The following is a 14,976-nucleotide window of genomic DNA, read 5'->3' on the forward strand; positions in this document are numbered from 1 at the left end:
CCAACGAGCTGAGAATTGCGGCGCAGCGTGACGACACTGACGGTGAGTTCCGAGGGGTACCAGGGCTGGACGGTGCTCCGGGTCGCGGGTGAGATCGACCTGGTGACCGGCGGGCAGATCAGGACCGAACTGCACCGGCTGGTGGCCGAGGGCCGCCGCCAGGTGGTGCTGGACCTCGGCGCGGTGCGGTTCTGCGACTCCAGCGGGGTCGGGGTGCTGATCGGCGCCCGGCGGCTGCTCCGGTCCTGCTCCGGCGACCTGCGGCTGGTGCTGCCCGACGCCGACCCGGGCTCGGACCGTCCGGGCGGCGCGGCCGGTGGCGGCCATGTGGACCGGGTGTTCACCGCGCTCGGGCTGCGGCGGCTGTTCGACATCTACCCGGACGTGGCCTCCGCCGCCGCGCCGCCCGCGCCCCCGGCCCCGCTCGCCCGCCCGGCCTGAGCCCGGGGACGGCGGGCCCGCGGCCGGGACCAGTAGGCTCGGGGACCGTGAACGCAGTGAGCCTCAGCATCGTCCTGCCCGTGTACGGCGTCGCCGACTACCTGCCGCGCTGCCTGGACTCGATCCTGGACGACGTCCCCGAGCAGCTGCGGTTGCAGGTCGTCGCCGTGGACGACTGCTCGCCCGACGGCAGCGGGGCGATCCTGGACGCCCGCGCCGCCGCCGACCCCCGGCTCACCGTGCTGCACCTGGACCGCAACCGGGGCCTCGGCGGCGCCCGCGAGGCCGGTCTGGCCGAGGCCACCGGCGACTACGTCTGGTTCGTCGACAGCGACGACTGGCTGGCCGAGGGCGCGCTCGCGGCCGTCGCCGAGCGGCTCTCCGCCGTCCGCCCGGACGTGCTGGTCACCGGCTTCGCCCGGGTCTACCCCGACGGCAGCACCGAGCCGGACACCTGGCGGCGGCTGCTCGACGGCGTGCCGGAGACGTTCACCCTGGCCGAGTGGCCCGCGCTGCTTCAGATGATCCTCTCGGCCTGGAACAAGGTGGTCCGCCGCGACTTCCTGCTCGGGCTCGGCGTCCGCTTCGGCGACGGCTACTACGAGGACATCTCGGTCACCTATCCGCTGCTGCTGGCCGCCGAGCGGATCAGCTACCTGGACCGGGACTGCTACTTCTACCGGCGGCAGCGCGAGGGCGCGATCACCAACACCGCCTCGCCGAAGCACGCCGACGCCTTCGCCCAGTACGACGCGATCTTCGACTTCCTGGACCGCCGCCCGGACACCCCGGCGCGGCTGCGCCGCCTGGTCTTCGACCGGACGGTCAAGCAGGCGGTGACCATCCTGGACGCCCCGGGACTGGTGCCGGACGGCCTGCGCCGGGAGTTCTTCAGCCGCACGTCCGCGCACTTCCGCCGGCACCGCCCGGCCGGGTACGCCCACCCGGGCGGCCTGCGCGGGGTCCAGTACCGGCTGGTGGAGCGCGACGCCTGGGGCGCGTACCAGCAGCTGCGCCCGCTTCAGGCGCTGCCGCGGACGCTGCGGCGGGGCGGCCGCACGCTGAGCCGGGGCGCCCGCAGGGCGGCCCGGGGCGCGGCCCGGCGCGGGCTCTACGAGGCGTACCGGCGGCTGCCGCTGGACCAGGGGCTGGCCGTCTACGCCGCCTACTGGTACCGGGGCTACGCCTGCAACCCGGCCGCGATCTACGAGAAGGCGCGGGAGCTGGCCCCGGCGGTGCGCGGGGTGTGGGTGGTGGAGACCAGGGCCCAGGCCGCCGCGCTGCCGCCCGGCGTCCCGTACGTGCTGGCCAACACCCCCGGCTACTACAAGGCCATGGCCACCGCCAAGTACCTGGTGAACAACGTCAACTTCCCGCACACGATGACCAAGCGGCCCGGTTCGGTGCATCTGCAGACGCAGCACGGGACGCCGCTGAAGCTGCTCGGCCTGGACCTGCGGGACCGTCCGGAGGCGGGCGGCGACATGGATTTCGAGCGGATGCTGGAGCACGTGGCCCGCTGGGACTACCTGGTGTCGCCCAACCCGCACTCCAGCACCGCCTTCGGCAGCGCCTACCCCGGCCGGTACCGGGTGCTGGAGACCGGCTACCCGCGCAACGACCGCCTGTCGCACGGTACTTCGGCCCAGACGGCGGCGATCCGGGAGCGGCTGGGGATCCCCGCCGGGAGCACCGCCGTGCTCTACGCGCCCACCCACCGGGAGCAGCACCCGGGCTACGTCCCGGCGCTGGACCTGGCGGCGCTGGCGGCGGCGCTCGGCCCGGACTTCACGCTGCTGGTCCGCACCCACTACTTCTACGCGGACGCGGAGCGGGACCTGGGCGCGGGCACCGTGCTCGACGTCTCCGGCCACCCCTCGGTGGAGGACCTCTACCTCGCGGCCGACATCCTGGTCACCGACTACTCCTCGGTCATGTTCGACTACGCGGTGCTGGACCGGCCGATCGTGGTGTTCGCCCCCGACTGGGCCGAGTACCAGCGGATCCGGGGCGTCTACTTCGACCTCAGGGCCGAGCCGCCGGGCCTGTTCACCACCACCCAGGCCGAGTTGGAGCAGGCGCTGACGGACGGCAGTGCCGCCGGACCGGAGGCGGCCAAGGCCCGCGCCGCGTTCCGGGCCCGGTTCTGCCCCTGGGACGACGGCGGTGCGGCGGAGCGGGTGGTGCGCGAGGTGTTCACGCCGCGGTGACCCCGCCGCCCCCGGGCGCCGCCGTCGCGTTCACCGCGCCGCCGCCGGGCCCGGCGGCGGGTTGGTAGCGTCGGGGGAGTGCCGTACCGGCCGGTGCGGCGCCTTGAACGACCGAGAAGGAACTCATGCCCACGACGATCCGCAGGGCGGTGATCCCCGCCGCCGGACTGGGGTCGCGTCTGCTGCCGCTGACCAAGGCCACCCCGAAGGAGATGCTACCGGTCGGTGACAAGCCGGTGATCGAGCACACCGTGCGCGAGCTGGTGGCGTCCGGCATCACCGACATCACCATCGTCGTCTCGGGCGGGAAGTCGCTGATCCAGGAGCACTTCCGGCCGAACCCGGCGCTGGTCGACCAGCTGCGCGCGGACGGCAAGACCGCCTACGCGGACGCGGTGGAGGAGGTGGCCGAGCTGTCCCGGCGCGGCCACATCACCTACCTCGACCAGCACGGCCCGTACGGCAACGGCACCCCGGTGCTGAACGCGGCCCGGAACTTCGGCGACGAGCCGATACTGGTGCTCTGGCCGGACGACGTGTTCGTGGCCGAGGTGCCGCGCGCGCAGCAGCTGATCCGCGCGTACGAGGCGACCAGCTGCCCGGTGCTGGCGCTGCTGCCGATGGCGCCGGCCGACTCCCAGCGGTACGGCGTGCCGGTGGTGAAGGAGGACCTGGACGACGGGCTGCTGCGGATCACCGGCCTGGTGGAGAAGCCCAAGCCGGCCGACGCCCCGTCCGCGTTCGCGGCCATCGGCGGCTACGTGGTCACCCCGGGCATCATCGACGAACTGCGCGAGCAGACCAAGCGCTGGTACGAGCACCGCACCGGCGAGGTCTACCTGACCGACGCGATCAACGCCTACGCGACCAGCCGCGCGGTGTACGGGCAGGTGATCCAGGGCCGCTGGTACGACACCGGCAACCCGGCGGACTACCTGGTCGCCCAGTTCGCCTCGGCGCTGGCGCACCCCGAGTACGGTCCGCTGCTGCGCGAGCTGGCCGCCCGGGAGCTGGACGGACCGGCGACCGGCTGACGCCGCTCCGGTGCTCCCGGCGCTTGCGGCGCTTCAGGCGCTTCCGGCGGTGATCTGCTGGGAGAGCCAGACCAGCGACTGCGGCAGCATGGTCTGGAACACGGCGGTGGTGTGGTCGCCCTTGTCCAGGACCATCACCCGGCTCGATCCCGGGTGCCGCAGCACGCCTATCAGCGCCCGGGCGTCCGGAACGGTGCCCGGGTCCTGTAGCGACCCGGCCGCCAGCAGCACGATGTCGGGCTGCTGGCGCTCGGCCTTCAGCACCAGGTACGGGTTGTTGGCGGCGGTCAGCCGCGGGTCCCTGGTGACTATCGAGGCGTCCGGGGCGTTGTAGCCGGACATGCTGACCGCGGCGTGGAAGCTGGCCGGGTACTGCACGGTGAGGTTGGCCGCGCAGTAGCCGCCCGCCGAGTAGCCCATGATCGCCCAGTTCGCGGAGGTGGGCGCGGCCCGGAAGTTCTTCTTGACCAGGTTCGGCACGTCCTTGGCCAGCCAGGTCGCGGTCTGGTAGCTGCCGGGCAGGTTGGCGCAGCCGGAGTCGTTGCCGCCGCCGAACATGTTGAGCGTGGCCGAGACCAGGATCATCGGCTTGGCCTTGCCCTCGCCCATCAGCTTCTGCAGCTCGGCGTTGGCCTTCATGGTGCCGAACCAGGCCTGCGGGGTGCCGGGGGTGCCCGGCAGCAGCTCGACCACCGGGAAGGCGGTGTGCGCGTACTGCGGCTGGTTGTACTGCGGCGGCAGCCAGACGTACAGGCTGCCCTTGATCCGCGACTCGGGGCCGACCGCCTTGGTCTTCAGCACGCCGGTGGTGTAGGTGGTGAAGGTGAGCTTCTCGGCCTGGGCGGCGGCGCTGGGGCTGCTGCTCGGGCCGGTCGAGCTGGTGCCGGTGGCACCGCCGGTGAGCTGGACGGTGGCGTTGTCGCCGAAGAGGTCGCCCCAGCTGTCGTAGAACGGGCCCATGCTGTTGTTCACGTACACCAGCACCATGAGCACCGCCGCGGCCTGGCTGAACAGGGTGAGCCCGACCCGGGCGGAGACCCTGGCCAGGGTCGGTCCGGGTATCCGGTTCCAGAGCACGGCCATGCCGACGACCGCCAGCACCACCAGCGCGATGGTGACGGCGAAGAACGGCGTTCCTGTAAGACTCATCGGTAACCCTTCCGGATCCTCCCGCCGTCGACCGCTGCCGTCAGGTGGAGGGCAGCTGGACGGAATCCGCAAGTTGTGACGCAGCCGGTGGGCGCCCCGTTGCGACCAGCGGCATTTTCACAGCCGCAGGGGCGGCTCCGGGAGGCGAGTTTACCTTGAGGTTACCTTGGAGATCGTGAAGATTTTCATACCAATGGATGACGCCGCTATGGCCGGGTGGCGGGGAGCGACCGGCCCTGGTCGGCGGCTCGGAAGCGGCTCGCGCGCCGGTTCGCGCGCCGGTTCGGCGCTCAGTTCGGCGCTCAGTTCGGCGGCGGGGCGGGATCGGTCCACGGGAGGGCCGCGAACAGGTCCCTGAGCTCGTGCTTCAGCACCTTGCGCAGGGTCTCGTTGCGTGGCAGCGCGTCCACCACCTCCAGCTGCTCGGGGATCTTCTGCGCCATCAGCCCGGCCGCGCGCAGCCGGGCCGCGATCTCGGCCAGCGTCGGCGGCTCCAGCCCCGGGCGCCGCTCGACCACCGCGCACACCCGTTCCCCGCGTACCGGGTCCGGCAGGCCGACCACGGCCACGCCACCGACCCGCGGGTCCTGGTAGATCAGGTCCTCGATCTCCTGCGGGGCGATGTTCTCGCCCTTGCGGATGATCAGGTCCTTCAGCCGCCCGGTGAGCACCACATGGCCGTCCGGACGCAGGTAGCCGAGGTCGCCGGTGCGGAACCAGCCCCCGGCGGCGAACGCCCCGGCGGTCAGCTCGGGGTCGGTGTAGCCCCGGCAGACCATCGGCCCGCGGAGCCAGACCTCACCGGTCTCGCCGAGGCCCGCGTCGCCGATGCCCGCCTCACCGATGCCCGCGTCGCCGATGCCCGCCTCACCGATGCCCGCGTCGCCGGGATCCGCCTTCCCGGTGGTCGGGCCCGGGCGGACGATCCGGACCTCCGCGTCGGCCACCGGGCGGCCCTCGGTGTGGGCCAGCTGGTCGGGGGTGTCCACCGGGGAGCCCATGCAGATGGCCGGGGCCTCGGTCATGCCGTAGCCGTGCGCCAGCACGCAGCCGAGCTCGGCGGCCACCTCGCGGTACATCTCCGGCGGGCGCGGCGCGCCGCCGCCGGAGATCAGCCGCAGGCTGGGCAGCAGCCGCTCGCCCGGCGGCAGCTTCCGCTGCTCGGCGAGGAAGGCCGCGTAGAAGGCGGTGCTCCCGCCCGCCACGGTGACCGCGTTGCGGCGGTACGCGGGCAGCGCGTCCGGCAGCGCGAAGACCTCGGTCAGCAGCGCCGGGAAGCCCTGCACCAGCATGGTGACCAGGTAGTCCGGGCCGCCGATGTGCGCGTACGGGAAGGCGATCGACCCCACGTCCGCCGGGCCCGTCCGCAGTGCCCCGGCCAGGCCGACGCCCCCGGCGATCAGCGTCCGGTCGGTGTGCCGGGCGCCCTTGGGCACGCCGGTGCTGCCGGAGGTGTAGTAGACCCAGCGGATCGGCGCGCGCTCGTCGCTGAGATCGGTGCGCGGCGCCGGGGGCAGCGCCGCCGGATCGCCCTCGGGCAGGTCGGCCGCCGCGTAGGCGACCCGGACCTCCGGCGGCTCGGGCCAGTCCGCGCACAGCTCCCGGGCGAGCCGGCAGTAGTCGAAGCCGCGCCACACCCCGGGCACCAGGAACAGCCGGGCCCCGGAGTCGCGCAGGATCCGGCCGACCTCGGCCCCCCGGTAGATGGCGATGACGGGGGTCTGCACCGCGCCCAGCCGCGACAGCGCCAGCGAGACCAGCACCGTCTCCACCCGGGTCGGCAGCTGCCAGGCGACCGGAGTGCCCTCGCCGACCCGGTGCCGCTCGCGCAGCCCGGCGGCGATCCGTTCGGCCCGGTCGCGCACCTCGCGGAAGGTCAGCACCCGGTCCGCCGGTCCGGTCAGCGGCCGCGGCAGCTCCTGGATCAGCATCGGCGCGTCCGGAGTCAGCGCCACCCGGCTCTCCAGCAGCTGCCAGAGCGTCCGGGCGTCGGCGGGATCGGCGGGCGGGCGGCTGCCGCTGCTGCTCATCGTGGTCCTCTCAAAGGAGTCTGACTGACCATCAGGCGGGACTGCACAGTACCGAGCGCACCGCGCGCGGCTCAAGTGTCCTGTGTCGGGCGGGCGGTGGCCAGCCAGTGTCCGGCGACGGCGGCGGTGTCGGTGACCGTGGCCACCAGGGCCAGGGTGTGCCGGAGTACCGCGCGGCCGTACTCCGGCGGTGTCCCGGCCACCGCGTCGCGCGGCAGCACCACCTGGAAGCCCGCGCCGACCAGGCCCAGCACCAGTTCCAGCAGCGCCACGTTCAGCGACACCCCGACGCAGACCGCGGTGTCCGCGCCGAGGTTGCGCAGGGCCGGGGCCAGTCCGGTGTCCTGGAACGGGCCGAGGCCGTGCAGTCGGGACAGCACCAGGTCGCGTTCGGGGTCGGCGCCGATCCCGGGGTGCGGCGCGGCCGCCGCCGAGCCCGGGGCCAGCGGTACCGGCGACCTGGCTGCCGCCGCGAACAGCCGGGCGTTGCCGCTCGCGCCCAGGCCGTCCGCCCGGCGCAGCGCGGTGCAGTGCAGCACCGGTACGGCGGCCGTCCGCGCGGCGGCGACCAGTCGGCCGACCTGGGCCACCAGTTCCACCGCGGCGGCGGCCTCGGCCAGTGCCGGGAACACCGCGTCCGGGCCGAGGACGCCGTACTGGCACTCGCAGGTGACCAGCGCCGACCGCGCCGGGTCGAGCAGCCCGCCCGGCAGTGCGTCGAGCCGTGGGGACATCACCGTTCCTCCCGCCGTCTCACCCCTCCGGGCGCTTGCCGCCCGCAGTCCGGCTCACTAGTCTGAATCTGACGGAGCGTCAGGTAAAGGGTCCGCGCAGCCGGACCTCGGAGGGAGCGCGCATGGACCACGCCGGAGTACCTGACGCGACGTCAACCGACGACCTGCCGCTGGTGGTCAGCGTCGATGACCACGTGATCGAACCGGCGCACCTGTTCGACACCTGGCTACCCGTCAGATACCGGGACCGGGGCCCGAAGCCGCTGCGGGCGGGGATCGGCGAGCTGGCCTACGTCGGCGGCAGGTACCGGATCACCATGGACCCGGCGGGGCCGCCTACCGACTGGTGGATCTACGAGGACCTGCGGTTCCCGTACAAGCGCAACATCGCCGCCGTCGGCTTCGACCGCGACGAGATGACGCTGGAGGGGATCACCCGCGAGGAGATGCGCCGGGGCTGCTGGGATCCCAAGGCCCGGATCGAGGACATGCGGGACAACCACGTCGAGGCCTCGCTCTGCTTCCCCACCTTCCCCCGGTTCTGCGGCCAGACCTTCGCCGAGGCCCACGACAAGGAGGTGGCGCTGGCCTGCGTCCGGGCCTACAACGACTGGATGGTGGAGGAGTGGTGCGGGGACAGCGGCGGGCGGCTGATCCCGCTCTGCCTGATCCCGCTGTGGGACGTCGGCCTGGCCGTCGCCGAGGTCAGCCGCAACGCCGCGCGCGGCGTGCGCGCGGTCTGCTTCAGCGAGATCCCCACCTACCTGGGCCTGCCCAGCATCCACAGCGGCTACTGGGACCCGTTCTTCGCCGAGTGCCAGGCCACCGGCACCGTCGTCTGCATGCACATCGGCTCGTCCTCGCAGATGCCCGCCGCCTCGCCGGACGCGCCCCCGGCCGTCCAGGCCACGCTCAGCTTCAACAACGCCATGGCCTCGCTCGCCGACTACCTCTTCTCCGGCGTCCTGGTGCGCTTCCCTCGGCTCAGACTCGCCTACAGCGAAGGGCAGATGGGCTGGATCCCGTACGCCCTGGAACGCGCCGACGACGTCTGGCGGGAGCACCGGGCCTGGGGCGGCGTGCGGGACACCGTGCCGGAGCCGCCGTCCAGCTACTACTACCGGCAGGTCTTCGCCTGCTTCTTCCGGGACAAGCACGGCATCGCCTCGCTGGACGCGGTCGGGGTGGACAACGTCACCTTCGAGACCGACTACCCGCACGTCGACTCCACCTGGCCGGACACCAGGGCGGTCGCCCTGGACCACGTCGCCGGACTGCCGCCGGAGGTGGTCTACAAGATCATGCGCGGCAACGCCATCCGGATGCTCGGGCTCGACCTGGACCGGCACCTCGACCTCGGCGGCAGGCCGCTACGTTGACCCGGGTGCCCGTGTCGACCGCGGGTCCGGTGGGGAGGAGACCGGTGTGGACCTGAGCGACACCGCCGCCGAGGCGGCCTTCCGGCGCGGGCTGCGCGACTGGCTGGGGAAGACCCTGCCGGAGCTGCCGCCGCCGCCCGACCCGGACGACTGGCCCGGACGCCGCGCCTACGACACGTCCTGGCAGCGACGGCTGTACGACGCCGGGTACGCCGGGGTGCACTGGCCGGTCGAGGCGGGCGGCAGCGGCGCGACCCCGGCCGAGCACCTGATCTACCTGGAGGAGACCGAGCGGGCCGGGGCCCCCTATGTCGGGGCCAACTTCGTCGGCCTGCTGCACGCCGGGCCGACCATCGCCGCCGAGGGCAGCGCCGAGCAGCGGCGCCGCTACCTGCCGCCGATCCTCAGCGGCCGGGAGGTCTGGTGCCAGGGCTTCAGCGAACCGGGCGCGGGCTCCGACCTGGCGGCGCTGCGCACCCGCGCGGTCCGCGACGGTGACGCGTACGTGGTCAGCGGCAGCAAGATCTGGACCTCCCACGCCGAAGTCGCCGACTGGTGCGAGCTGCTGGTCCGCACCGACCCGGAGGCGCCCCGGCACCGGGGCATCAGCTGGCTGATCCTGCCGATGGACGCCCCCGGGGTGACCGTCCGCCCGTTGCGGACGCTGGCCGGGACCGCCGAGTTCGCCGAACTGTTCCTGGACGAGGTGCGGATCCCGGTCGGCAACCGGGTGGGCGCGGAGAACGACGGCTGGCGGGTGACCATGGTGACCCTCTCCTTCGAGCGCGGCACCGCCTTCGCGAGCGAGGTGCTGGCCGGACGCCGGGCGCTCGGCGCCCTGGCCGCGCGAGCGGCCCGCGACGGGGCCTGGAACGACGGCGAGTTGCGGCGCCGGATCGGGCTGCTGGCGGCGGAGTTCACCGCGCTGTGGCGGCTGGTGCAGTGGAACGTCTCCGAGGCGGGCGCGGGCGGCGTCCCCGGGGCCGGTGCCTCGGTCTTCAAGCTGCGCTTCTCGGAGGCCCGGCAGCGGCTCTACGACCTGGCGGCGGAGGTCCTGGGCAGCGGCGCGCTGCTGCTGCCCGACCAGGCCGACCAGGCCGACCGGTCCGACCCGGCCGAACCGGCGTGGACGGCGCAGCGGTTGCAGGGCCTGTCGTACACCATCGCGGCGGGCACCTCGCAGATCCAGCGGAACATCGTGGCGCAGCGGGTGCTCGGCCTGCCGCGCCCGGGGCGCAGCGGAGCGGGGGGCGGCTGATGGACTTCCGACTGACCGAGGACCAGCGGCAGTTGCGGTCCGGGATCCGCGCGCTGCTGGCGGCCAGGTACGACCGGGAGCGGCTGCGGGCCGCGGTGGACGCGGGCGGCCCGCTGGACCGCGCGCTCTGGGCGGAGCTGCGCGCGGCCGGGCTGTTCTCGCTGCGCGCGACCGGTCCGACCGGCCTGGGCCTGGGCCCGGCCGAGGCGGCGCTGGTGTTCGAGGAGGTGGGCGGCTCGCTGCTGCCGGGCCCGCTGGTGGCCAGCGAACTCGCGGCGGCGCACGGGGTGCTGGGGCCGGGCTCGGCGCCGGTGGCGGCGCTGCTGCGGCTGCCGCCGGGGCGCGGACCGCTGCTGGTCGAGCAGTTGCCGGAGCTGGAGGCGCTGCTGGTGCTGGACTCGGCAGCGGGGGAGCTGCGGCTGCTGGACCCGGCCGAGGTGCTGCCGCTGGCCCGGCCGGTGCGCGGGGTGGATCCGCTGACGCCGCTGTGGGAGGTCACCGGGACGCTCCCGGCCGGGACGCGGATCGACGGCGCGGACCCGGCCCGGATCTGGGCGGAGGGGACGCTGCTGACGGCCGCGTCGCAGGTGGGCCTGGCCGCGCGGGCGGTGCGCTCGGCGGTGGAGTACGCCCGGCAGCGGGAGCAGTTCGGGCAGCCGATCGGAGCCTTCCAGGCGGTGCAGCACCTGTGCGCGGACATGCTCGGGCGGCTGGAGCCGGCCCGGGTCGCGGTCCGGGCGGCGGCGGTCCTGCTGTCCGCGGGGCCCGAACTGACGCCGCGGGCCCGGGCCGAGGTGGCGGGCGCGAAGCTGCTCGCGGACGAGGCGGCGGCGCGCGGCGCGCGCGACTGCCTGCAGGTGCACGGCGGCATGGGGTTCACCTGGGAGGCCGACGTCCAGCTGCTGCTGAAACGCGCCTGGGTGTGGCAGCGGTCGTTCGCCGGGGCCCGGGAGTGTGCCGAGGAGCTGGCCGGGCAGGTGCTCGCGGACGGGTCGCGGTGACCGGCCCGCGGACGCTCGGCTGTGGACACTTGTAGGAAGGGTGGTTTTGCCGGGACGCAAGCAGGTTGCCGCTGTTCCGGGAACGGTTCGGTTACGCTCCACAGATGCGAACGGATCAGGGGCCGGGTGAGCGGCAGCGGGCACACGGGCGGTTCGCCACAAGGGCTCTCACCTGGTGCGCTGTGACATCCACCGGCACTCCGCCGGGGTCCGTGACCACGGCGCGGGGGCCTGCGGGGGCAGTATGCACCTCGCGACGGCCGCTGCGGTGGAATATGCCCGAAGCGCTTGCCGTGATTGGCGCGGGCGAATCATCCTGGGTCAGTTCCGTTGCGGGGCATGGCCGGTGGCACCCAGGACGCCGCCGCTCGGGCCCCTCATCTTCCAAGGCACGACTGATCCCGCAAGTACGGGTGGTGTGAGCGGTGCAGGTGCTTCAGGTGCAGATCGCGGTAGCGGCCGATCCGGCCGAGGTCGGGCGGGCCCGCCGGTGGGCCCGGTCCCGGCTGCACGGGTGCGGGGTCGACCCGGACGCGCCGCTGGCCGAGACGCTGATACTGGTGATCTCCGAACTGGTCACCAACGCGGTGGTGCACACCGGGTGTCCGGCGGTGCTGCGGCTGGTCTTCCCGGTCGGCGCGGACGCCGGGCGGCGGCCGGTGCGGATCGAGGTCGCCGACAGCAGCGCGCAGCCGCCGCAGCGGCGCTGCGCCAGGGGCGAGTCGACCAGCGGGCGCGGCCTGGAGATGGTGGACTGCCTCTCCGACCGCTGGGGCTGGCACCCGGACGGCGCGGGCAAGCGGGTCTGGTGCGAGATCGAGCAGTTCGAGCGGACCACGCCGGTCCCGGCTCTCGGCGACGTCGCGGCGCTCGGCCTGCAACGGCTGCTGGTGGGCTGACCGGCCGACCGGCCCCGGTGCGCTATCGGCACGAATGATCGCGGACGGACCGATTGCGCCCATCATCCGGGAAATTGGCATAAATGCGCTGCTGCGGCGGTCTTTCGGGGCCGCCCCGATCCGCTGCCGGGCGCGGCGATTGACGGCCACAATTCGGTCTCGCCGAGAAAACGCCCAGATAACCGTGATCGCCGCGCGGCCCGCCGGTCCGGGCCCGGCGCCGGGCGACCGGGTTCCGCGCCGGGTCGCGGCGACGGCGTCCGCCGGTGCGGACCACCCCGGCGGCGCGGCGCCGCCGGGGACCTCCGTGGACGTCCGAGGGGCCGCCCTGGGCCCTGATCCGGCCTGGTGACCCCGCGTTGACCAGCGACGACGCTCAGCGTCCGGGCGCGGCCCGGGTCGCGCGCGGTGGTCGCGGGCCCGGGGCGGGGTCGGTTCGCGGGCCCGGTCGCACAGTCCTGGGCGGGGGATTGACGGGCCGCGGTGAGTAGTTCGTACGGAGGGGCGAATTCCAGTCAGCCGGCCCCCGGGGCCGCGACCGAAAGCGTACGCAACCAATCCGAATCCCGGGCTGGCCATTGACGTGGCGTGTCCGGCTGATCACGCTTGAACCCGGACTCGTGGTGAGGGGACGTTGAGGGCGCGAGCGGCCGTCGGCCGTAGGGGCGCGTCCTTGGCGAGAGCGGGTCCGATCGGCGCGGGGACAGGGCAGGGGCGGCCACTTCGGTGGGACCCCCGGCGTCGAGACCGGGTGGCGGGATTCCGAGCGGCCAGTGCGGGGGGCCGCGCGGCGCCTCGCCACCCGTTCTGTTCCGGCCGCCGGGCGCGGGGCGCGATCGCCGCCGGTCGCCGCCGGTGGGGGCCGGTGGGGGCTACTTCACCGCGACCGGGACCACCGGCGAGCCGACGCCGCCGGTGAACGGCTCCGGTGGCGCGGACAGCAGGAAGGCGTACCGGCCGTCCTGCGCGCAGTCCTCGGCCAGCTCCTCCAGGTTCCAGTTCTGCCCCTGCATCATCCCCATCTCCACCAGGTCCAGGGCGTGCACCGGCAGGTAGAGGCCGTCGATCTCGGGCGGGAAGATCTCGAAGGTGAGCGTGTCGTTGGCCACCGCCGCCACGTCGTGGGCGTGGAACCACTCCGGGGTGCGCAGCGAGAGGCCGGGGGAGGGGTAGCCGTAGCCGTCCCGGTCGCCGCCCAGGTAGAGCTGGACCTGGCCGGTGCGGACCAGCACGATGTCCCCGGCGCGGACCTCGGTGCGGGCCAACTCCTGCGCCGCGTCCAGGTCCTGGGTGGTGACCAGGTGGCCGGGCGGCAGTCGGCGCAGGCCGCGGGCGCGGGCCACGTCCAGCAGGACGCCCCGGCCGAGCACCGGCCCGGCCTTCTCGACACCGCTGTGCAGCGCGCCCTCGTGCGCGGTGACGGCGGTGTTCGCGGGCCGGTTGTTGTAGATCCGGTTGCCGTGGCTGACATGGCCGAGGCCGTCCCAGTGGGTGGCCGCCTGTAGGCCCAGGGTGACCACGTCGTCGCTGGTGGCGATGGCGCCGGGGCCGAACATCTCCCAGTTCAGCGCGACCATGGTGTGCAGCGGGTTGACCCGCCCGGGGATCATTCCGGTCTGCACGCCCTGCTGCTGGAGCGGCAGCGCCAGCGAGAACCGGCGGCCGGTGCGGACCGTGGCGACCGCGTCCCGCACGGCCTGACGGGTAATCAGGTTGAGGGTGCCGAGCTCGTCGTCGGCGCCCCAGCGGCCCCAGTTGTTGACCTTTTTGGCGATGTCGCGGAACGCCTCGAAGTCGGTGAGTGCGGGCACGGCGGCCTCCTGCTCGAATCTGACGATGCCTCAGCTATGGTCTCTGCGGCTGCTTCGCTCCTAGAATCTAACGGTCCGTCAGATACTTGAGGAGGGCTGCGGCGTGGGTGAGTTCCTGCGGGGCAAGGTGATCGCGGTGACCGGCGCCGGCCGGGGCATCGGCCGTGCGGTCGCGCTCGGCTGCGCCGCCCAGGGGGCCAGGGTCGTGGTCAATGACTACGGCGTCGCGGTCGACGGGGCCGGTCCCAGCAGCGAGGTCGCCGCCGCCGTGGTCAAGGAGATCGAGGCGGCCGGGGGCGAGGCGGTGGCGGTGGCCGACGACGTGTCGACCATGGCCGGTGGCGAGCGCGTGGTGCGCACCGCCGTGGACACCTGGGGGCGCCTGGACGGCGTGGTCTGCGTGGCCGGAATCCTGCGCGAGCGGATGCTGTTCAACATGTCCGAGCAGGAGTGGGACGGCGTGGTCGACACCCATCTCAAGGGCACCTTCACCGTCTTCCGGGCCGCCGCCGCGCGGCTGCGCGCCCAGGGCGGCGGCACACTGATCGGCTTCACCAGCGGCAACCACACCGGCAGCGTCAGCCAGGCCAACTACAGCGCGGCCAAGGGCGGTGTCATCTCGCTGGTCCGCAGCGCCGCGCTGGGCCTGCACAAGTACGGCGTCACCGCGAACTGCGTGGCGCCGGTCGCCCGCACCCGGATGTCGGCGGGCGTCCCGATCGAACTCACCGAGATCGGCGAGCCGGAGGACGTGGCCGCACTCGTCGTCTACCTGCTCTCCGAGCGGGCCGCCGGGATCACCGGGCAGGTCTACACCGTCGCCGGGCCCAAGATCGCGGTCTGGGCCCAGCCCCGGGAACTGCGCGCGATGTACGCCGAGGGCGGCTCCTGGACGCCGGAACGCATCGCCGAGGCGCTGCCCGGCACGGTCGGCAGCGACCCGATGCCGATGCTCGACCGGCTGGCGGAGCTGGCCCGGGCCGCCGCCGCCGAACAGCGCCCCAACGCCTGACGCCGTACCCGCCCGAGG

13 protein-coding genes are annotated in these 14,976 nt (G+C 73.8%); 8 read left to right on the forward strand and 5 right to left on the reverse strand.

All coding sequences use genetic code 11. The features are described 5' to 3' along the window. Positions 1-42 precede the first annotated feature (42 nt). Both GXP74_RS04050 and GXP74_RS04055 read left to right on the forward strand, forming a co-directional pair. Positions 43-441: an STAS domain-containing protein gene (locus tag GXP74_RS04050; RefSeq protein WP_255528074.1), complete on the forward strand. Its 399-nt coding sequence runs from the start codon at positions 43-45 to the stop codon at positions 439-441. 47 nt (positions 442-488) lie between these two features. Then, complete coding sequence (locus GXP74_RS04055; RefSeq protein ID WP_225447704.1) at positions 489-2,651, forward strand: bifunctional glycosyltransferase family 2 protein/CDP-glycerol:glycerophosphate glycerophosphotransferase; 2,163 nt, start codon at positions 489-491, stop codon at positions 2,649-2,651. On the opposite strand, the gene GXP74_RS04060 is transcribed toward GXP74_RS04055, so the two are convergent. After that, positions 2,638-2,778, reverse strand: a complete 141-nt coding sequence (locus GXP74_RS04060; RefSeq protein ID WP_182450041.1) for a hypothetical protein — start codon at positions 2,776-2,778, stop codon at positions 2,638-2,640. The genes GXP74_RS04055 and GXP74_RS04060 overlap by 14 nt on opposite strands. Between GXP74_RS04060 and GXP74_RS04065 the strand changes: the two genes are divergently transcribed. Next, positions 2,777-3,685, forward strand: coding sequence for a UTP--glucose-1-phosphate uridylyltransferase (locus GXP74_RS04065; protein ID WP_182450042.1), 909 nt, complete (start codon positions 2,777-2,779; stop codon positions 3,683-3,685). The two genes, GXP74_RS04060 and GXP74_RS04065, sit on opposite strands and share 2 nt — an antisense overlap. A gap of 33 nt (positions 3,686-3,718) precedes the next feature. Here GXP74_RS04065 and GXP74_RS04070 read toward each other — a convergent pair whose 3' ends face one another. The 3 genes from GXP74_RS04070 to GXP74_RS04080 all read right to left on the reverse strand — a co-directional run bounded on the left by GXP74_RS04070 (position 3,719) and on the right by GXP74_RS04080 (position 7,598). Continuing rightward, on the reverse strand, positions 3,719-4,834 hold the full coding sequence (locus GXP74_RS04070; RefSeq protein ID WP_182450043.1) for an esterase family protein: 1,116 nt from the start codon (positions 4,832-4,834) through the stop codon (positions 3,719-3,721). A 302-nt stretch (positions 4,835-5,136) separates the two neighbouring features. Further along, complete coding sequence (locus GXP74_RS04075; protein ID WP_182450044.1) at positions 5,137-6,864, reverse strand: class I adenylate-forming enzyme family protein; 1,728 nt, start codon at positions 6,862-6,864, stop codon at positions 5,137-5,139. A 71-nt stretch (positions 6,865-6,935) separates the two neighbouring features. After that, positions 6,936-7,598: an isochorismatase family protein gene (locus GXP74_RS04080; RefSeq protein ID WP_182450045.1), complete on the reverse strand. Its 663-nt coding sequence runs from the start codon at positions 7,596-7,598 to the stop codon at positions 6,936-6,938. A gap of 122 nt (positions 7,599-7,720) precedes the next feature. Between GXP74_RS04080 and GXP74_RS04085 the strand changes: the two genes are divergently transcribed. From GXP74_RS04085 to GXP74_RS04100, 4 genes are all read left to right on the forward strand, one after another. Beyond that, positions 7,721-8,977: an amidohydrolase family protein gene (locus tag GXP74_RS04085; protein WP_182450046.1), complete on the forward strand. Its 1,257-nt coding sequence runs from the start codon at positions 7,721-7,723 to the stop codon at positions 8,975-8,977. Between the two features lie 46 nt (positions 8,978-9,023). Further along, positions 9,024-10,235 carry an acyl-CoA dehydrogenase family protein gene (locus tag GXP74_RS04090; protein WP_182450047.1) on the forward strand — a complete coding sequence of 404 codons (1,212 nt, stop codon included), beginning with the start codon at positions 9,024-9,026 and terminating at the stop codon, positions 10,233-10,235. Next, a complete protein-coding gene (locus GXP74_RS04095; RefSeq protein WP_182450048.1) occupies positions 10,235-11,236 on the forward strand; it encodes an acyl-CoA dehydrogenase in 1,002 nt (333 codons plus the stop codon). Before GXP74_RS04090 ends, GXP74_RS04095 begins: the two co-directional genes overlap by 1 nt. Before the next feature lie 425 nt (positions 11,237-11,661). Next, positions 11,662-12,135 carry an ATP-binding protein gene (locus GXP74_RS04100; protein ID WP_182450049.1) on the forward strand — a complete coding sequence of 158 codons (474 nt, stop codon included), beginning with the start codon at positions 11,662-11,664 and terminating at the stop codon, positions 12,133-12,135. An 872-nt stretch (positions 12,136-13,007) separates the two neighbouring features. Here the strand turns inward: GXP74_RS04100 and GXP74_RS04105 are convergent. After that, positions 13,008-13,946, reverse strand: coding sequence for a cyclase family protein (locus tag GXP74_RS04105; RefSeq protein WP_182450050.1), 939 nt, complete (start codon positions 13,944-13,946; stop codon positions 13,008-13,010). Positions 13,947-14,049: 103 nt separating this feature from the next. Here GXP74_RS04105 and GXP74_RS04110 point away from each other — a divergent pair, with 103 nt between their 5' ends. After that, entirely contained in the window at positions 14,050-14,958 is a 909-nt protein-coding gene (locus tag GXP74_RS04110) for an SDR family oxidoreductase (protein ID WP_182450051.1), read from the forward strand. Positions 14,959-14,976 lie beyond the last annotated feature (18 nt).

Source organism: Streptacidiphilus sp. P02-A3a (genome assembly GCF_014084105.1).
Taxonomy (GTDB): Bacteria; Actinomycetota; Actinomycetes; order Streptomycetales; family Streptomycetaceae; genus Streptacidiphilus.